At 64.7% G+C, this 17,154-nt stretch carries 16 protein-coding genes; 9 read left to right on the forward strand and 7 right to left on the reverse strand.

The genetic code is table 11. From position 1 onward, the window contains the following. Positions 1–3: 3 nt before the first annotated feature. The 5 genes from ABJ363_06080 to ABJ363_06100 form a co-directional block, all read right to left on the reverse strand. On the reverse strand, positions 4–624 hold the full coding sequence (locus tag ABJ363_06080; protein MEP4378549.1) for a TRAP transporter small permease: 621 nt from the start codon (positions 622–624) through the stop codon (positions 4–6). Positions 625–738: 114 nt separating this feature from the next. Continuing rightward, positions 739–1,737 (reverse strand): DctP family TRAP transporter solute-binding subunit, encoded by a 999-nt coding sequence (locus ABJ363_06085; GenBank protein ID MEP4378550.1) that lies wholly within the window; start codon positions 1,735–1,737, stop codon positions 739–741. A gap of 156 nt (positions 1,738–1,893) precedes the next feature. Next, positions 1,894–2,958, reverse strand: coding sequence for an Ldh family oxidoreductase (locus tag ABJ363_06090; GenBank protein ID MEP4378551.1), 1,065 nt, complete (start codon positions 2,956–2,958; stop codon positions 1,894–1,896). After that, positions 2,955–3,845 (reverse strand): alpha/beta hydrolase, encoded by an 891-nt coding sequence (locus ABJ363_06095; GenBank protein ID MEP4378552.1) that lies wholly within the window; start codon positions 3,843–3,845, stop codon positions 2,955–2,957. Before ABJ363_06095 ends, ABJ363_06090 begins: the two co-directional genes overlap by 4 nt. A 4-nt stretch (positions 3,846–3,849) precedes the next feature. Further along, entirely contained in the window at positions 3,850–4,872 is a 1,023-nt protein-coding gene (locus tag ABJ363_06100) for a methionine synthase (protein ID MEP4378553.1), read from the reverse strand. A gap of 165 nt (positions 4,873–5,037) precedes the next feature. Here ABJ363_06100 and ABJ363_06105 point away from each other — a divergent pair, with 165 nt between their 5' ends. Both ABJ363_06105 and ABJ363_06110 read left to right on the forward strand, forming a co-directional pair. Continuing rightward, positions 5,038–5,874, forward strand: a complete 837-nt coding sequence (locus ABJ363_06105; GenBank protein MEP4378554.1) for a polysaccharide deacetylase family protein — start codon at positions 5,038–5,040, stop codon at positions 5,872–5,874. A 4-nt stretch (positions 5,875–5,878) separates the two neighbouring features. Beyond that, positions 5,879–6,403: a hypothetical protein gene (locus tag ABJ363_06110; protein ID MEP4378555.1), complete on the forward strand. Its 525-nt coding sequence runs from the start codon at positions 5,879–5,881 to the stop codon at positions 6,401–6,403. A gap of 9 nt (positions 6,404–6,412) precedes the next feature. On the opposite strand, the gene ABJ363_06115 is transcribed toward ABJ363_06110, so the two are convergent. After that, entirely contained in the window at positions 6,413–7,168 is a 756-nt protein-coding gene (locus ABJ363_06115) for a glucose 1-dehydrogenase (protein ID MEP4378556.1), read from the reverse strand. Between the two features lie 32 nt (positions 7,169–7,200). Here ABJ363_06115 and ABJ363_06120 point away from each other — a divergent pair, with 32 nt between their 5' ends. Together ABJ363_06120 and ABJ363_06125 are read left to right on the forward strand one after the other, a co-directional pair. Then, positions 7,201–8,256 carry a D-glycerate dehydrogenase gene (locus ABJ363_06120; protein ID MEP4378557.1) on the forward strand — a complete coding sequence of 352 codons (1,056 nt, stop codon included), beginning with the start codon at positions 7,201–7,203 and terminating at the stop codon, positions 8,254–8,256. Then, positions 8,249–9,136, forward strand: coding sequence for a DMT family transporter (locus ABJ363_06125; GenBank protein ID MEP4378558.1), 888 nt, complete (start codon positions 8,249–8,251; stop codon positions 9,134–9,136). Before ABJ363_06120 ends, ABJ363_06125 begins: the two co-directional genes overlap by 8 nt. Positions 9,137–9,265: 129 nt before the next feature. On the opposite strand, the gene ABJ363_06130 is transcribed toward ABJ363_06125, so the two are convergent. Further along, positions 9,266–11,656 carry a transketolase gene (locus ABJ363_06130; protein ID MEP4378559.1) on the reverse strand — a complete coding sequence of 797 codons (2,391 nt, stop codon included), beginning with the start codon at positions 11,654–11,656 and terminating at the stop codon, positions 9,266–9,268. Between the two features lie 131 nt (positions 11,657–11,787). Between ABJ363_06130 and ABJ363_06135 the strand changes: the two genes are divergently transcribed. The 5 genes from ABJ363_06135 (at position 11,788) to ABJ363_06155 (ending at position 17,154) form a co-directional block, all read left to right on the forward strand. Then, positions 11,788–12,288, forward strand: a complete 501-nt coding sequence (locus ABJ363_06135) for an Lrp/AsnC family transcriptional regulator (GenBank protein ID MEP4378560.1) — start codon at positions 11,788–11,790, stop codon at positions 12,286–12,288. Positions 12,289–12,554: 266 nt separating this feature from the next. Continuing rightward, a complete protein-coding gene (locus ABJ363_06140; protein MEP4378561.1) occupies positions 12,555–13,751 on the forward strand; it encodes an amidase in 1,197 nt (398 codons plus the stop codon). A gap of 123 nt (positions 13,752–13,874) precedes the next feature. After that, positions 13,875–14,579: a transglutaminase-like cysteine peptidase gene (locus ABJ363_06145; protein ID MEP4378562.1), complete on the forward strand. Its 705-nt coding sequence runs from the start codon at positions 13,875–13,877 to the stop codon at positions 14,577–14,579. A 9-nt stretch (positions 14,580–14,588) separates the two neighbouring features. Continuing rightward, positions 14,589–15,809 carry an MFS transporter gene (locus ABJ363_06150; GenBank protein ID MEP4378563.1) on the forward strand — a complete coding sequence of 407 codons (1,221 nt, stop codon included), beginning with the start codon at positions 14,589–14,591 and terminating at the stop codon, positions 15,807–15,809. A gap of 148 nt (positions 15,810–15,957) precedes the next feature. Next, a complete protein-coding gene (locus tag ABJ363_06155) occupies positions 15,958–17,154 on the forward strand; it encodes a phosphoglycerate kinase (protein MEP4378564.1) in 1,197 nt (398 codons plus the stop codon).

Below are 17,154 nucleotides of genomic sequence, written 5' to 3' on the forward strand. Positions count from 1 at the left end.
GGGTCAGACGGGGTCGCGCTTCGTCGAGACGTTCCCGAGCAGCATGTCTTCGGCTTCGTGACTAGCGATGACCAGAACCTGCCGGCCGGTGAATATGCGCCAGCCGGCCTGGATGAAGCGGAAGGTCAGAAGCGCGATTCCCAGCGGCAGGCTGAAATAGGGGATGAAGCGCGGCATCTTGTCATAGCGTTCACCCTCGTTCAGCCAGTCGGCGAGGAACTGCAGAAACTCCGGCATCACGATGTCATCGACCTGGTACCAGGCGCGTTTGCCGACGAAGGGTTCCCAATACTGCCAGGACCCGATGAGGAGCAGGACGCTGAATGCGATGCAGGCGGATACGGCGATGAGCGCCATGATGCGCCGCGGGGTCGGGGACAGGGCATTGATGATCAGGTCGACCCCGAGATGGGCCGTGGTCTTGACGCAGTAGGATGCGCCGATCAGGACCAGCCAGGCAAACAGGAAGACGGTGACTTCGAGTGCCCAGAGAATATTGTCGTTGAAGACGTAGCGGGCGATCACGTTGGCGAAGGTAACAAGCGTCATCAGTCCGAGGATGACCGCGATAAAGGTCTCCTCGATCTCGTTGACCCAGCGTCCCAGTGCCCCCGGACGTTCCATCGTCGCCGAACCTCCCCCTTCAACGCCGTGCGCCGCCGGGCGGAATAATTCCCGCCCGGCGGTTTTCACGGTTGCAGACCGGCGGTGTGAACGCGCCGGTCCGGCCAGCAGAAACTAGCTGCTCTTGTTGTAGGACACCGCCGACTCGATCGTGTCGATGCCGATTTCGCCCTGGAACTTCTCCCAGACCGGCTTCATGGCGTTGATCCAGTCCTGACGCTGTTGCGGCGTCAGCTTGCGGACCTCGCCGCCGGCGTCGATGACGAGCTGCTTGGCGCGTTCGTTCACCGCGGTGGCTTCCTTGTTCCGGGTGGCCGTGACCTCTTGCATGATCGTCGCAAGCTGGTCGCGGACGTCATCCGGTAGGCCTTCCCACCAATCCGTCGACGTCACGACGAGATAGTCGATGATGCCGTGGTTGGTCTCGGTGGTCCCGTCCTGCACTTCGAAGAACTTCTTGCCGTAGATATTCGACCAGGTGTTCTCCTGCCCGTCGACAACCTTGGTCTGCAAACCGCCATAGACTTCGCTGAAGGCCATCTTCTGCGGATTGGCCCCGAGCGCTTCGAACTGCGCGACCAGCACGTCGGACGGCTGCACCCGGAACTTGAGCCCCGCAGCATCCTTTGGCGAGATGAGCGGCTTGTTGGCCGACATCTGTTTCATGCCGTTGTGCCAGAAGGCCAGGCCCAGCAATCCCTTACGCTCCATCGAGCGGAGAAGCTTCTGCCCGTCGGGCGAGTTCTGGTAGCGGTCCACCGCGTTGATATCCTCGAACACGAAGGGCAGATCGAAGAGGCGGAACTTCTTGGTGAATGTCTCGAACTTCGAAAGCGACGGCGCCGCCATCTGGACATCGCCCTGGAGCATGGCTTCCAGGACCTTGTTGTCGTCATACAGGCTCGAGTTCGGGAACACCTCCATGCAGGCCTTGCCGTTCATCTCCTCGTTGACGCGCTTTTCGAGAAGCGTCGCCGCGATGCCCTTGGGGTGCTTGTCGGTGTTGGTCACATGAGCGAACTTGATCTGGATTTCGCCAGCATCACAGTTTGCCTGGGCCGGGGCACTGGCCAGCGACACGGCCAGTGCCGCGCCGGCAACCGTGCCGATCATCAATGCTTTCATCGTTTTCTCTCCCGTGTAGTACTGGTTGTCCTGGTCCGGTTGTCCGGACTTTTCTCAAAACCTGAGAGCGAGTATGGACCCCCATCAGCACGGTGGGTAGCGGTCCGGTATCAGCATTTGGTCGGAGACGGCGCCGCCAGGCCGCTATAGCGTCGCCGGCATGCCAATGCCCAGCGCGTCGGCTTCGGCCTTCAGCCGGTCCCAGGTGCCCGATGGCAGCGGGATGCCGTTTTTCGTCCGTTCGGCCAGGATCGCATCGCCGCGTTCCCCCGGCGCATAGATTTCGTCCACCCCGTCCGCCTTGGGCAGCGCTTTGAGCCCTTTCGCCAGCTGATCGATCTCGTCCCGGTAGGTGTCGAGGTCGGTGAAGGCGGAAATATCGATCGCCGCGGCCAGCCCGTTCTGGCGATAGCCCGTGGGGTCGGCGCCGGGCCGGATGTTGGGTTCGACCAGCGGGTTGCCGGCGAACAGGCTGACCATGCACTCGATCATCATCGACAGGCCGGAGCCCTTGGCGCCGCCGAGCGGCATGAGCGTCTTCACCGCGTTGGCGTCGTTGGTGTTGTGGCCCTCGGCGTCCAGGCCCCAGCCGTCGGGGATCGGGGTGCCGCTGTCCTGGGCCGACAGGATCTTGCCCATGGAAACGGTGGACGTGGACATGTCGAGGACCAGTGGCGGATGCTCGCCGCCGGGCACGGCGATGGCCAGCGGGTTGGTCGAGGCGCCGGCCACCCGGGAGCCGTGATAGGCCATCATCGGCCGCGAGGCGGTGATCACGATGCCCGCGAAGCCCGCGCGTGCGGCTTGCAGCGCGTAGTAGCCGATCGCGCCGCCATGGGTGATGTTGCGCACGATGCACCAGCCGACATGACATTCCCGTGCCCGGCCGATCGCCTCGTCCATCGCCATGGTCATGGCCACGGGGCCGGGGGCCCAGTCGGAATCCAGGATGGCGATGGCCCCCGCGCGCTTCTCGACATTGATGTCGGGCCGGGCGTGGATATTGCCGTTCTTCATGTAGGCGATGTAGCGGGGCACCCGCAGCACGCCGTGGGAATCCATCCCGCGCGCATTCGCCCAGACAAGGATGTCGGCCCAGGTCTCGGCATGATCATCGGCCACGTCGGAGGCCCGGAAAATCTCCTTCACGAAGGTTTTGAGCGCCGTTGTGGAAACAATATGGTGGCTGGGGTTCTGGCCGGCGCTCATGCGCTCTCCTCGGGGGTATAGACGTTTGCAGATGTGGATCCGGCCGGCCGGGTCGGCCATTGGCCGGCGGCGATTGCCGCGTGGAACTCGTCGACGGCGCGGTTGAACACCACGGGATCCTCGACATTCACAAGATGCCCGCTCTTCGGCAGCATCAGCAGCCCGGCATGGGGCATGATGCGTTTCAGAAATACATTCGTGTCGATGACGAGTTCGTCCTCGTCGCCGATCATCAAAAGCGTTGGCACGGCGAGTGCCGAAAGCGCATCCTCGAAATCATACAGCGAGGGCCGCTCGCACTGGACCTGGCGCAGCGTGTTGCCCGCGCCGATGGGGGAGAAGCCGGTGAAGTAATCCGCGCCTTCCTGCCAGATGTCCGGGCGCTTGGCCTTGAGCTGGATACGCGTCGGCCCGTCGAACATCCCCGATCCGGCGAGGGTCTCGCTGGCCAGGTACATCTCGGCGACCATGCGGGATTCTCGCAGGAATTGTTCGCGGGTGGGTGGGTAGGAACCCGACCCGCCGCTGGCCGCGGTCAGGGACAGGACCCGTGCGGGATGGTCGAGGGCGAAGCGCAGGATGTTGTACGCGCCCATGGAGAGGCCGATGAGATGGGCCTTGTCGACCTCCTGCGAGTCGAGCACGCCCAATAGATCATCGAGCGCGATCTGCTGGCCGTAGGAGTCCGCGTCGTCCGGCACGTCGGAGGGCGGATAGCCGCGCGCGTTGTAGGTGATGCAGCGGTAGCGGCCGCGGAAATGATCGACCTGCTCGCGCCATACGCGATGATCGCCACCGAACTCATGCACGAACAACAGCGGTGGAAGGTCTGTTGAGCCCTCGTCCTCGACCCAGAGGCGCACACCGTTGATGTCGAAATGCGCCATCGGGTCAGATTTCCGCGCGAACCAGTGCCGCGCCCGCGCCGAGCGCCTTGAGCTTGCCCTGCGAGACCTCGCGGGGCAGGGGGACCATGCCGCAATTGGTGCAGGGGAAGATGCGTTCGGGCGAGGTGAACTCCATCGCGTGGCGGATTACGGCGGCGACCTCCTCGGGGGATTCTGCCGTCAATGTGGTCACGTCGATGGCGCCGACGAGCACGTCCTTCTTGCCGTCGAGCAGCTTGATGACTTCCATCGGCACCCGCGAGCCCGCGAACTCAAGCGAGACCTGGTCGATGTCGCTGCCGGCAAGTGCGGGCAGGATCGCCTCATACTGGTCCCAGACATCGCCGAGCGTGGCCTTCCATTGCAGGTTCGCCTCGATCCCATAGCCGTAGCAGATGTGCACGGCGGTCGTGCAGTCGAGCCCTTCGACGGCGCGGTTGAGCGCCTCGACACCCCAGGTCGGCACCGCGTCGAGATAGACATTGAAGGCTGGCTCGTCGAACTGCAGGGCATTCACCCCGGCGGTGACGAGTTCCCTGGCTTCCGCGTTGAGGATCTCCGCGAACGCCATCGCCATCTTTGGCCGGTCGCCGTAATGCTCGTCGGCCAGGGTGTCGACGATGGTCATCGGCCCGGGCATGGTGAATTTAAGGTCGTGATCGGTCTGGGCGCGGGCGAATGTCACCTCGTCGCCGTGAATGGAGCCTGAGCGTTTCAGTTCGGAAACGACGGTCGGGCAGTCGGCGTCATAGCGGTCGTCGCGGATGCCGATCCGGGTCTTCTTGTCGAAATCGATGCCCTCGATCTTCTCGAGGATGCCGTGGACGAAATGCTGCCGGGACTGCTCGCCGTCCGTCACGATATCGATGCTGGCCTGTTCCTGGTCGCGGATCGCGAGGCGGACGGCGTCATGCTTGGCTTCCAGGAGCTGGGCCGGATCTTCCGCGGCCCATGGGGCCCAGAGTTTTTCGGGCTGAGCCAGCCATGACGGCTTGGGCAGGCTCCCGGTAATTGTGGTCTTGAGCATTGCGTCGGTCCCTGTCGGAAAATTATGTCTTCCACCGGCAATCGCGGCGGTTTTAAGTGCGTCCTTGCGGTATCATCATGCATATCATCACAGGGCAGCGCGCCCATCGCAAGAATGGCTGCCCAAGAAACACAGGCCGAGAACACGAACATCAGGGGGTAACTCATGTCCAATCAAGAACCGCCGAAGGGCTGGCCCGAAGGCAAGGCGCTCGCCGTCTCCGTCAACATCATGTGCGAGGCGTGGACCGATGACGCATCGCCCGGCATCGGCCCCATGGGCAACCCCCTGAAGGCGGGGCATCTGGACACGCAATCACGCTCCTGGGGCGAGTACGGCATGACCCATGGCGCACCGCGCCTGCTCGATATCGTCGGCGAGCTGGGCGTGCCCTGCGGCACCTATGCCAGCGGTATCATCGCCGAGAAGTGGCCCGAGCTGTTGCGCCGGATCGACGGCGACGGGCACTTCATCGGCGCCCATGCCTGGATGCAGAATAATCTGCCGGTCTATCAGGAGCGCGCCGAGGAAGAGGCCGAGCTGAAAAAGGGTGCCGCGCTGTTCGCAGACGTGGTCGGCAAGGCGCCCAAGGGGTTCGCGAGCCCGCGCGGCACGCCGAGCCCGAACACGGCCGAGCTGCTGGTCGAAAACGGCTTTGCCTGGCACATCGACTATTTCAACACCGACCTGCCGTATCGGATCGATACCAAGGCCGGGCCGCTGGCCGCGATCCCGTTCACCATGGAGATCAACGACCTGCCGCTCTACATGCGCTACGGCAACCCGCCCCAGGCCTATTCCGATGTGCTGAAGCGCATCGTCGAGAAGTACGACACGATCGGCCGCCCGCCTGCCGTGATCGACATCACCGCCCACGCCCATGTCTTCGGCCGGCCCTATGGCGCGATCGAGTTCAGGGCCGCGATCGAGGCGGTGATGAATGTGGACTGGGTTTGGATGACGACCCATAAAGAGCTCGCGGGCGTCGTCCACGCAGGATAGGCGTATGCAGTTGCGATATATCCTGGCTGCGCTGTCGGCGCTGCTGATCATGGCCGGCGGCTGGGCGCATGCCCAGACGCCGCGCGATGTCTATACGCTCGATATGGCAGCTGTCGAATGCTTTGACGTGATCGGCAAGGCACCCGAGCACCGCGAGGTCATGCAGCGCCGGAACGGTGCCGATCCGGGGCCCGCGCAGGCGTTCCTCGTTAAGATTCGTGACACGACCGTGGCGGACATCCGTGCCACGCTGCGGGATATCGAGCCGAGCCCCCATCCCGGCTTCGAGCATTTCCGGTCGAGCGCCATTCGCCTGGATATCGGCGACGATGATGCCGGCTCGATGACCCAGGTCCTGCCGCGCGACCGTTTCGTGATGTTCACCATGGCCGAGAGCGTGGTTGCGGAGATCGAAAGACAGCGCCCGCGCTGTGGCGCCCGCCTGCGCTTCGACCGCAAACCCTTCGAGGCGATGCACCGCCGGGTGCGCGATACCCTGCGCCAGATGCTCGATCAGGGCCCGGCTTAGCCGACCGCTCTAGATACATCGCCCGCCGTCGACTTCGAGACAAACACCGGTGATCAGTTCGGCCTCGTCGGAGGCGAGGAACAACACCGCATTCGCTACGTCTTCCGGCGTGGAGAGGCGGCCCAGCGGTACGGTCTGGCGAAACGCATCGCGGTTCTCCGGCGTGTCCTCGCCCAGGAACGTCGCCAGCAGGGGCGTGTCGCCCGCCACCGGGTTCACCGCATTCACCCGGATCTTGTCGTCGGCGAGTTCGACGGCCATCGACTTGGTGAGGGTCGTCACCGCGCCCTTGGTCGCGTTGTACCAGGTGAGGCCTGGGCGCGGGCGCACCGCGCCCGTCGAGGCGATGTTGATGATCGCGCCGCTGCCATTCTTGCGCATCGCGGGGATTGCGGCGTTGGCCGTGTGGAACAACCCCTTCAGGTTGACCGCGAGGATGCGGTCGAGCTCGTCTTCGGTGACGTCGAGCATGGGCTTGCGCTTGTGAGAAACGCCGGCGTTGTTGACCAGGATATCCAGCCCGCCGAAGGCCTCGACTGCCTGATCGACCATGGCCTGTACCGCGCCCGCACCGGTCACATCGGCGTGACTAAAAACCGCGCGGCCGCCCGCGTCAGTGATCTCCGCGACCACCCGGTTTCCCCCGTCTTTGTTGACGTCATTGACGATCACTGCGGTGCCCTCGCGGGCCAGAGTCCTGGCAATGCCTTCGCCGAAGCCCGAGCCCGAACCGGTCACGATCGCTGATTTTCCTTCGAGCCGCATGCGCGCGCTCCCTGTATCTGTTGGGATGTCTGTTGCCCGCACTCTACTGGGGTGGGATGGTGCAGGCATCACCGAAAATGCCGGCCGCGAAGCCGGCGATTGCAGCAGAGCCTGAGCGGATGAACGACAAGCCGAAAATTCTTGTAACCCGGCGCCACTTCGCAGCGACAGAGGACCGGCTCGCCGCCGACTATGATGCGGTGATCAATGAAGACGACCACATCATGGACGCCGACGAACTGGTTGCGGGTGCTGTTGGGATGGACGCGCTGCTGATCTGCGTGACCGAGCCGATGGACGCCGCGACCATTGACCGGCTGCCCGACAGCGTGCGGGCGATTCTTACCCTGTCCGTCGGTCTCGATCATGTGGACACGGACGCGGCCAAGGCGCGGGGTGTCGCGGTGCTGAATACGCCCGACGCGGTGACAAACCCGACGGCGGAGATCGGCATGCTGTTGCTTCTGGGTGCCGCACGGCGTGCGACGGAGGGCGCCGCGATGATGCGGGCCGGCGAATGGACCAGCTGGTCGCCCCGCCAGATGATCGGCAAGGAGATCACCGGCTCGGCGTTGGGAGTCCTCGGCATGGGCCGGATCGGCCGGACGGTCGCGGACCGGGCGCGGGCCTTCGACATGACGATCCGCTATCACAACCGCACCCGGTTGCCCTTCGAACAGGAGAAGAGCGCGAGTTATTTCACCAGCATCGAGGGTTTGCTGCCCGAGAGTCCGTTCTTCATGATCTGCGCGCCCTCGACCCCCGAGACGAGAGGTTTTCTCAACGCCGAGCGGATCGCGCTGTTGCCGGATGGCGCGATCGTCGTGAATATCGCCCGCGGTGAACTGGTCGACGATGACGCGCTGGTCGATGCCCTGCGATCCGGCAAGGTCGCGGCGGCGGGGCTGGATGTCTTCAATGGCGAACCGAACGGCATCCATCCGGCCTATCTCGAATTGCCCAACGTGTTCATGACGCCGCATATCGGCAGCGGTGCCGAGCGCTCGCGCGCGGCGATGGGCGATATGCTGCTTGACGGGCTCGACTTTCTTCTCGCGGGCGAAATGGTCCCCAACCGGGTTGTCTGACGCCTTCGCCAAACTGCCCGCACCGATACGCGGTGCGATCTGGATGCTGGGCGCATCGTTGTTTTTTGGCACCCATGGTGTGTGGGTTCGCTTCGCCGTGGATGCGGGCGCCGACCCGTTGATCATTTCTTTCTGGCGTTCGCTGGTGCTGCTCGGGCTGATCCTGCCTTGGATCATTGTCCACCGGCGCACCGCGCTGCGTTCGGCGCACCCGACCGGCCAGCTGCTACGCGTTGCCTTCTCCATGACGGGGCTCATTCTGCTGGTCACCGCCCAGGCCAATCTGCCCCTTGCCGAGGTCTCGGCGCTGACATTTGCTGCACCCCTGTTCGGGATGATGGGCGCCGCGCTTTTTCTCGGCGAGGTGGTGCGGGCCCGGCGCTGGATCGCGACACTGGTGGGTTTCGCCGGGGTCTGGATCGTGTTGCGCCCGGGCGTGTCAGACGTCAATCCGCTGTTTGCGCTGCCGCTGATCTCGGCGGTGTTCATCGCCGGATCGAACCTGTTGATTCGATACCTGTCCAAGGATGACGCGCCGACAACGACCGTCGCCTGGCTGGCGATCGGATCGGTGCCATTCACCCTGGTGCCGGCGCTGTTTGCCTGGGCGTGGCCGACGCCGATGGCCCTGTTCTGGATGGCGATGCTGGGCGCGGTGGGGCTGGGTGCGCATATCTGCCTCGTGCGCGCCTTCACGGCGGCGGAGGCGTCGGCGGTGCTGTCCTATGATTATTCCCGACTGATTTTTACATCGTCGCTGGGGTTTCTGATCTTTGCCGAGGTGCCGACTATCTGGACCTGGGTCGGCGGGGCCGTGATCGTCGGCGCGGTAGTCTACATCGCCCGGCAGGAGCGCAAAGCCGCCGACCGCGATTCATAGCAACTAGCCCGCACTTTTATCCGGGTTTCTCTTCGCGCTGCGCGTTGGCGGGCGGGTCAGAGACCCACCCCTACAGCCAATGCTGATGTTTCGGTCCAGTGTAGGGGCGGGTTTTAAACCCGCCCGGCCCTATTCGGCGGCCATGTGCTGCACGTCGCCACGCTTGCGCATGCGCTTGGTGATAACCGCCGCCGCGCCGTCGAGGATGGCGTCGGCGTCGATCCCGTGGGTCCGGTAGAGGTCGGCCAGGTTGCCGGATTGGCCGAAGCTTTCGACCCCCAGCGCTGCGACGTCATGGCTGGCGACCCCGCCCAGCCAGGCCAGGGTCGCGGGATGCCCGTCGAGCACGGTTACGATACCGGCGTCCGGGGCGAGCCGGCCCAGCAGGTTGTCGATATGGGACGGCGCGACGTCTGGTCCGCGTGCATGGGCGTGGGTCGCCGCCTGCCAATTCGCGTAGAGCCGGTCGGCCGATGTGACCGCCAGCAGCCCGGCGCCGGGGATATCCTCCAGCAACGCGTCATGGGCGGCGATCACTTCCGGTGCGACGACGCCGGTGTAGGCGATCGCGAGTTCCGCGTCGGGTGCGGGTTCGCGCAGCCAATAGGCGCCGGCGAGAACGTCGTCGGCGACGGGTGCGAAGTCGCGCGTGGGCTGGTCGATGGCCAGGGTCGAAAGCCGTAGATAGACAGAACCACCGTCGTCGGCCTGCATATGTCCGAAGCCCCACTGCATGATGTGGGCAAGTTCGTCGGCATAGGCGGGTTCGAACGATGTGAGGCCCGGCTGGGAAAGGCCGATCAGGGGCGAGTTGATCGACTGGTGGGCGCCGCCTTCCGGCGCGAGCGTGATCCCCGATGGGGTCGCGACGACCATGAAACGGGCGTCCTGGTAACAGGCGTAGTTCAGGGAATCGAGGCCGCGCGCGATGAACGGGTCATACAGCGCGCCCACCGGCAGCAGCCGGGCGCCGAACAGCTTGTCCGAGAGGCCTGCCGCGGCGAGCAACAGGAACAGGTTGTTCTCCGCGATGCCGAGCTCGATATGCTGGCCCTCGGGGCTCATCGACCATTTGAACGCCGAGGGCACCTTCTCGTCACGGAATACGTCTGCGGTGTCTTCGTGGTGGAACAGCCCGCGCTGGTTGACCCACCCGGCCATATTGGTCGTGACCGTGACGTCGGGGGTGGTGGTGACGATCCGGCTCGCCAGTTCGCTGTCGCCCCGGCCAAGATCGTTGAGGATCTGCCCGAACGCCTCTTGGGTCGACATGCGCTTGTCGCTGGGGGCGGGCAGCGCCGCGACGGGAATCTTCGGGCTGGGATCGGGATGGGGCCGCTGGGCGAACGGCACGTCGGACAGGAAAGCGCGGATGGCGTCCTCGGACAGGTCGAGCCCCTCGGCGAGGTCCCATTCATGGCCGTCGCGGATGGCGTGGCTCGTCTTGAAGGCCGCCATCTGGTCCGGGTTCATCAGGCCGGAGTGATTGTCCTTGTGGCCGGCCAGCGGGGTGTTGAAACCCTTGATCGTATACGCGACGAAGCATTGCGGCGTGTCGTCGTCGCCGACATCCGCGAAGGCCTCGAGGGTGGCGGCCATGTCGTGGCCGCCGAGATTGGTCATCAGGCGCTGCAGGGCGTCGTCGTCATGGTCGTCGAGCAGCGCCTTGACGCCTTTCACCCGTCCGATGTCTGTTTTCAGATGGGTCCGCCAGGCATCGGCACCCTGATACGTCAGCGCGGCGTAAAGCTGGTTCGGACATTCGTCGATCCAATTACGCAGCGCATCGCCGCCGGGCAATTGGAACGCGGCCTCCTGCAGCTTGCCGTATTTCAGTTCGACCACGTTCCAGCCGACGGTGCCGAAGAAGTCCTTGATGCGCTGGAACAGATAATCGTGCACGACCCCGTCGAGGCTCTGGCGGTTGTAGTCGATCACCCACCACAGATTGCGTACGTCGTGCTTCCAGCCTTCGAGCAGCGCTTCGAAGACGTTGCCTTCGTCCAGCTCCGCGTCGCCCATGAGCGCGACCAGCCGGCCGTTCGGGCGGCCCTCGGCCATGCCGTGATGATGCACATAGTCGCGCACCATCGCCCCGAAAAGCGTGGCGCCGACCCCGAGACCGACGGAGCCGGTGGAGAAGTCCACGTCGTCGGTGTCCTTGGTCCGCGACGGGTAGGACTGGGCGCCGCCGAGCGCGCGGAAATCCTGAAGCTTGGCCAGGTCCTGGCGGCCCAGCAGATACTGGATCGCGTGAAATACCGGCGAGGCGTGGGGCTTCACCGCGACCCGGTCTTCGGCGCGCAGACTATGGAGATAGAGTGCCGTCAGGAGCGTCGCCGCGGAGGCGCAGGACGATTGATGGCCGCCGACCTTCAGCCCGTCATGGTTCTCACGCAGATGGTTGGCGTTGTGGATCATCCATGACGAGAGCCAGAGGATTTTGCGCTCGAGGGCCTCGAGGGTCGGGATGTCCACATTCGAGAGGATCGTCCTGGGGTCGGCTTTGCGGCGGGGCATCGGCTTTTCCGGAGTCGGCTGAGAAGACCCTGATCGTAACAGTTCGGCCGACCTCGAGAGTTGCGAACATGGCTCGAATATCGTCAATTCAAGCAATAGAAATTGTCTAGAACCTGTTGATGGGGCGGAATATGCCAATAAATGATCTCGATACGATTGATCGAAACATTCTCGATACACTCCAGGCCGACGCGCGCATGGCCAATGCGGACCTCGCCCGGAAGGTGCATCTGTCGCCGTCGCCCTGCCTGCGTCGGGTCCGCAACCTTGAGAAAGAGGGATATATCCGGCGCTACGCCGCGCTGCTCGACCCGGCCGCCATCGGCCTGCCGGTGAGCGTCTTTGTGCAGGTGTCTCTGGAGCGCCAGGTCGACAATGCGCTGGAGGAATTCGAGCGGCGGATCGTCGAACGACCCGAAGTCATGGAGTGCTATTTGATGACCGGCGATAGCGACTATCTGCTGCGGGTGGTGGCGCCTGACCTGGACTCGTTCCAGCATTTCCTGCTGGAGCATCTGACCAGAATCCCCGGCGTGGCGAGCATCAAGTCGAGCTTCGCGCTGAAGCAGGTCAGCTATCGCACCGCGCTGCCGCTGGGGCACATCGCCGGAGACGGGCGCGCGACCGGGTAAGCACTGAAGCCCTGTGGCGACGCGGCGCATGATCATGATGACGACGACCTGCACCGTGCCCTGGATGGCCACCCCCCGCGCATTGCGGCGCATGGGAAATTCGATCCGGGTCTGCGCGAATTCGGCGCATGAAAAGGGCGCGGGGTAATCTGTCGTGACGTCGACCTGGTCGCGGGCGGACGCGCCGGGCGAGTATGTGTTGGCGGTGGCTTGGCCGGCGGCGCACGCGGACATAGACTCCCCGGCAGGTGATGGGGGAGAGTGATTTGAGTGATCTTTTCGGGACATTCGTGTCGGGCTTTTGCAGCCATATCGACAGGGTGGCCGTCGCCGGGGCATCCGACGGGCCGCTCGGGGGGCTGCGATTCGCGGTCAAGGACATCATCGATGTCGAGGGGATCGTCACGGGGGCGGGCAATCCGGACTGGTATGCCAGCCACGACCCGGCCCCACGCCACGCCGCCGTCGTGCAGTTGCTCCTCGATGCCGGTGCCGAAATGGCGGGCAAGACCATCACCGAGGAGTTCGCCTACGGCCTGATCGGGGAAAACTACCATTACGGTACGCCGGTCAATCCCCGCGCAGCGGGACGGATACCCGGTGGGTCGTCGTCGGGCTCGGCATCGGTCGTGGCGTCGGAGTTGGTGGATTTTGCGTTGGGCACGGACACGGGCGGATCGGTGCGTGTGCCGGCGTCGTTTTGCGGCCTGTATGGCATCCGGCCCAGCCACGGTCGGGTGCCGCTGGCGGGAATCATGCCGCTGGCCCCGAGCCTCGATACCTGCGGCTGGTTTGCCCGCGAAGCGCCCCTGTTCAGGTGGATCGCGCCGGTGCTTCTGGATTGGGCCGACAAGCCGCCGCCGACGCGGGTGCTGATCGCCGAGGATGCCTTCGCGCTGATGGATGACGATGTGCGTGCGGCGCTGGCCCCCGCGATCGCGCGTGTGGAAGAATTGTGTGGAGCGGCCAAGCCGATCCGCCCGAGCGAACGCGCCGGGCTGGCGGGCGGCTATCCGGATTGGCAGCAGGCGATGCAGGTGACGCGGGGCTCGGAGGCCGCCGCTTCACATCTGGCGTGGATGCGGGCGGCGGACCCGGAGATGGGCCCGTATTTCCGGGAGCGGTTCGAGGCCGGCGGCGCCTACGGGCCGGCCGATATCGCCGATGCCATGTCAAAACGCGCGATGATCGACGGCTATATGGCCGGTACCCTGGGTGACGATGCGATCCTGCTGGTTCCGGCCGCACCCGCGGCAGCACCCGTGGCCCGTGCCGGCGAGGATGTCTATGACGATTTGCGTACCCGGAACGAGCTCTATAATTGTGCCGCCCCGCTGGCACGCCTTCCGCAGGTCTCTCTGCCGCTGGGTGAAACCCCGGACGGCCCGGTGGGATTGGGCGTGATCGCCGGCCACGGGAATGACGAGATGCTGCTCGATCTGGCGGTCGCGCTCGCCGGATAGTCCGTTTTTCGCCTGCGCCGCGCGTTAACCACGCGACGAAATAGTGATTGGGGCTTGGTGGATTGCGGTGATAGCTTCTCGCTTAATGAAAGCTTAACGGGCTTTCCCACGGAGCGGCGTAAATTGGAACGACGGGCCTTTCTTTCGGCACTTGGTGCCGGTGCGGTCGCCTCACTGGCGGGAATGTCATCCTGGGCGACGGTGGCGGCCGCCGGAGTTGAAGATGTCTCCAAGCCCGGAAGCGGCTTTCCGGCGCTGTTCGGCACACGGGAATATTTCATCGGCAGCACGGTCAAGAAGCTGCCGCGCGCGCGTGCGGCGATAAAGCCGCTCGAGGCCGAGATCGCCTCGAATTTCGCGCAGAATGTGGTCAAGACCGTGCCGGTATCCGCCGTCGGCGGCGGCACGACGGACGCGATATTCCAGGCCGCCGGCGCGTTCAGCCCCCACGAACGCATGCGCATGGTCAACGATTTCGCCAACCGGATGCCGTATATCGAGGATATCGACAATTACGGGCTGCGCGATTTCTGGGCCGACACGGCGACCTTCTTCAAGAATGGCGGCGACTGCGAAGACTTCGCGATGGCCAAGTTCAAGCTGTTGGAGAAAGTGGGCTTCCACCCGGCGCGGATGCGGATCGTGCTGGTCCTCGATCAGAACCGCAATCGCCAGCATGCGGTGCTGGTGGTCAACACCGGCGGCGAGGCCTGGATGCTCGATTCGCTGATCCGCGATGTGGTGCCCCATCACAAGGCCGACCATTATCGACCCACGGTGTCGCTCAGCGGCCCGCGGCTCTATCTCCATATCGCCCCGAAAGCCTGATCGCGCTTCATGAGTTTGCACGACACCCCCACGGGTGCGCCGCGGCTGCGGACCAACTGGTTTGCCGTGACCGTCGTCGTCCTGGCATCGGTCACGGCGGCTTTCCAGATCGGCAAGGCGCCTGTCGCGTTGCCGGTAATGCAGGCCGAACTTGGCCTCACCCTGGAAGAGGGGGTCTGGATCATTTCCATTTTCAACCTGCTGGGGATCGCGTTCGGCATGTTCGCCGGCGCGCTGGGAGACCGGCTGGGGCACCGCAAGCTGCTGCTGTCCGGCTTCGTGGCGATGGCTGCGGCGAGTTTCGTTGGCGCGGGCGCCGAGGGGTTCGCGATGCTGCTGGCAAGCCGCGTCCTCGAAGGGTTCGGCTTCGTGGTGGTCGTTGCCGTCGCGCCGGCGCTTTTCCTGCAGTTTGCCGCACCGCGCCACCATCGGCTGATCTTCGGATTCTATGGTGGGTATTGGCCGGCCGGGGTGGCCGTGATGATCCTGGTAACGCCGGTCATCCTGGAAGCCGCAGGCTGGCGCGGCCTTTGGTCGGTGAACGGGGTGCTGGCGATTCTGGTGATGCTGCTCGTTGCCTATGGGACGCGCCACAAGGGCGTGATCGCGGCCCCGGCCGCTGCGCCACCCTTCGGCCAGGCGCTGCGGACCTTCACCCGGGCCGGGCCGCTGGTGTTGGCACTGACCTTCGCGACCTATTCGTCGATCCATGTGACCGTGGTGGCGCTGCTTCCAACCTTCTATGTGGAGGCGGAATCCCTCGGGCTCGGACGCGTGGCGCCGCTGACGGCGTTCGTGACCGCGGTCAACGTGGCCGGCAATGTCGTTGGCGGGATTGCAATCCATCGCGGGGTGGCGCGCTGGAAGCTGGTGATCACGACCTTCGCGTTGGTCGGGGCGAGTGCGCTGTTGATGTATGACGCGGGCCTGACCTTCGGGGTGCGTCTGGGCGCGGCCATCTTCCTGTCCTTCGTCGCGGGAATCATTCCGGCCTGTCTCTTCGCCACCGCGGCGGTCGTTGCGCCGACGGCTGCCCTGGTGGGTGCGACGACGGGCCTGATGATGCAGGGCTCGCAGCTCGGCCAGCTCGTGGGCCCGGTGGCGATGGCGAAGGTCGTCACGGTGACGCAGAGCTGGGATTCGGCACCGACGACACTGGTGGTGGCGGCATTGGCCGGCAGCGGTTTGATGCTTTTGCTGCGCCGGATCGAGATGCGGCGGGTCGGCTAGGCGGGCGGACGAGGCGGGCCATCATGTCGCATCCTGCTGTACCGTGATCTTCGCGCTGGTATAACGGGGTCACCGGCGCGCAGGTGCTGCATCCCGTCTGTATCCCGTCGGTTCACATCTCATCGGTTCACACGGAAATCCAATCAACATGAGCACGTTTCGCACCCTCGACGATCTTGATGCAGCCGGAAAACGGGTTTTGCTGCGCGCCGACCTGAACGTCCCCATGGCGAACGGAAAGGTCACGGACCGGACCCGGCTCGAGCGGCTGGCGCCGACCATTCTGGAGCTGGCCGACAAGGGCGCGAGAATCCTGGTGACGTCCCATTTCGGACGTCCCAAAGGTGAGCGGGTGCTGGAGATGTCGCTGGCACCGGTGGCCAAGGAACTGGGCGCGGTGTTGGGGCGACCGGTCGCGTTCGCGCCGGACTGTATCGGCGATGCGGCGCTCGATGCCTCGGGCGCGATGGTCGACGGTGACATTCTGGTCCTCGAAAATGCCCGCTATCATCTGGGTGAAGAATCGAACGACAAGGACTTCGCGGGCGCACTGGCCAAACTGGCGGACGCGTATGTGAACGACGCCTTTTCGGCGGCCCATCGCGCGCATGCGTCCACGGAAGGCGTCGCGCATCTTCTGCCGGCCTATGCGGGTCGCTTGATGCAGGCGGAACTCGAGGCACTGGATGGCGCGCTCGGCAATCCGCAACGGCCGGTATTGGCCGTTGTCGGCGGCGCCAAGATCGCCTCCAAGCTCGATCTTCTCGGGAACATGATCACGCGTGTCGATCATCTCGCGATCGGCGGCGGCATGGCGAATACATTTCTGAACGCCATGGGCATCGATGTGGGTGCATCGCTGTGTGAGCATGATATGGCGGACACGGCGCGCGGCATCCTTGCCCGGGCCGACGAGATCGGCTGCGAGGTGGTGCTGCCGTCCGATGTGGTCATCGCGGGAGAATTCAAGGCCGGCGCGGCGAGCCGCGTGGTGCCGGTGGATGCGGTGCCCGGCGATCAGATGATCCTCGATGTCGGGCCCGAAAGCGTGGCTGGGCTCGCGGCGCGCATTGCCGAGGTGCGCACGTTGCTCTGGAACGGCCCGCTCGGTGCGTTCGAGATCGAGCCGTTTGATATGGCCACCATCGCGGTGGCCCGCGCGGCCGCAGAATTGACGAAATCCGGCAGTCTGCTGTCTGTTGCGGGCGGTGGAGATACGGTCGCCGCGTTGAACCATGCCGGCGTATCCGATGATTTCAGCTATGTGTCCGCCGCGGGCGGCGCCTTCCTCGAATGGCTCGAAGGCAAGACCCTGCCGGGTGTCGCCGCCCTCGCAGGGTCGTAG

The sequence above is a fragment of the Alphaproteobacteria bacterium genome (genome assembly GCA_039980135.1).
Lineage (GTDB): Bacteria > Pseudomonadota > Alphaproteobacteria > UBA6615 > UBA6615 > UBA8079.

Bases quoted from the DNA above. Each gene is read 5' to 3' on its own strand.
- ABJ363_06080 (MEP4378549.1), bottom strand. From the start codon at position 624: ATGGAACGTCCGGGGGCACTGGGACGCTGGGTCAACGAGATCGAGGAG.
- ABJ363_06085 (MEP4378550.1), bottom strand. From the start codon at position 1,737: ATGATCGGCACGGTTGCCGGCGCGGCACTGGCCGTGTCGCTGGCCAGT.
- ABJ363_06090 (MEP4378551.1), bottom strand. From the start codon at position 2,958: ATGAGCGCCGGCCAGAACCCCAGCCACCATATTGTTTCCACAACGGCG.
- ABJ363_06095 (MEP4378552.1), bottom strand. From the start codon at position 3,845: ATGGCGCATTTCGACATCAACGGTGTGCGCCTCTGGGTCGAGGACGAG.
- ABJ363_06100 (MEP4378553.1), bottom strand. From the start codon at position 4,872: ATGCTCAAGACCACAATTACCGGGAGCCTGCCCAAGCCGTCATGGCTG.
- ABJ363_06105 (MEP4378554.1), top strand. From the start codon at position 5,038: ATGTCCAATCAAGAACCGCCGAAGGGCTGGCCCGAAGGCAAGGCGCTC.
- ABJ363_06110 (MEP4378555.1), top strand. From the start codon at position 5,879: ATGCAGTTGCGATATATCCTGGCTGCGCTGTCGGCGCTGCTGATCATG.
- ABJ363_06115 (MEP4378556.1), bottom strand. From the start codon at position 7,168: ATGCGGCTCGAAGGAAAATCAGCGATCGTGACCGGTTCGGGCTCGGGC.
- ABJ363_06130 (MEP4378559.1), bottom strand. From the start codon at position 11,656: ATGCCCCGCCGCAAAGCCGACCCCAGGACGATCCTCTCGAATGTGGAC.
- ABJ363_06135 (MEP4378560.1), top strand. From the start codon at position 11,788: ATGCCAATAAATGATCTCGATACGATTGATCGAAACATTCTCGATACA.
- ABJ363_06150 (MEP4378563.1), top strand. From the start codon at position 14,589: ATGAGTTTGCACGACACCCCCACGGGTGCGCCGCGGCTGCGGACCAAC.
- ABJ363_06155 (MEP4378564.1), top strand. From the start codon at position 15,958: ATGAGCACGTTTCGCACCCTCGACGATCTTGATGCAGCCGGAAAACGG.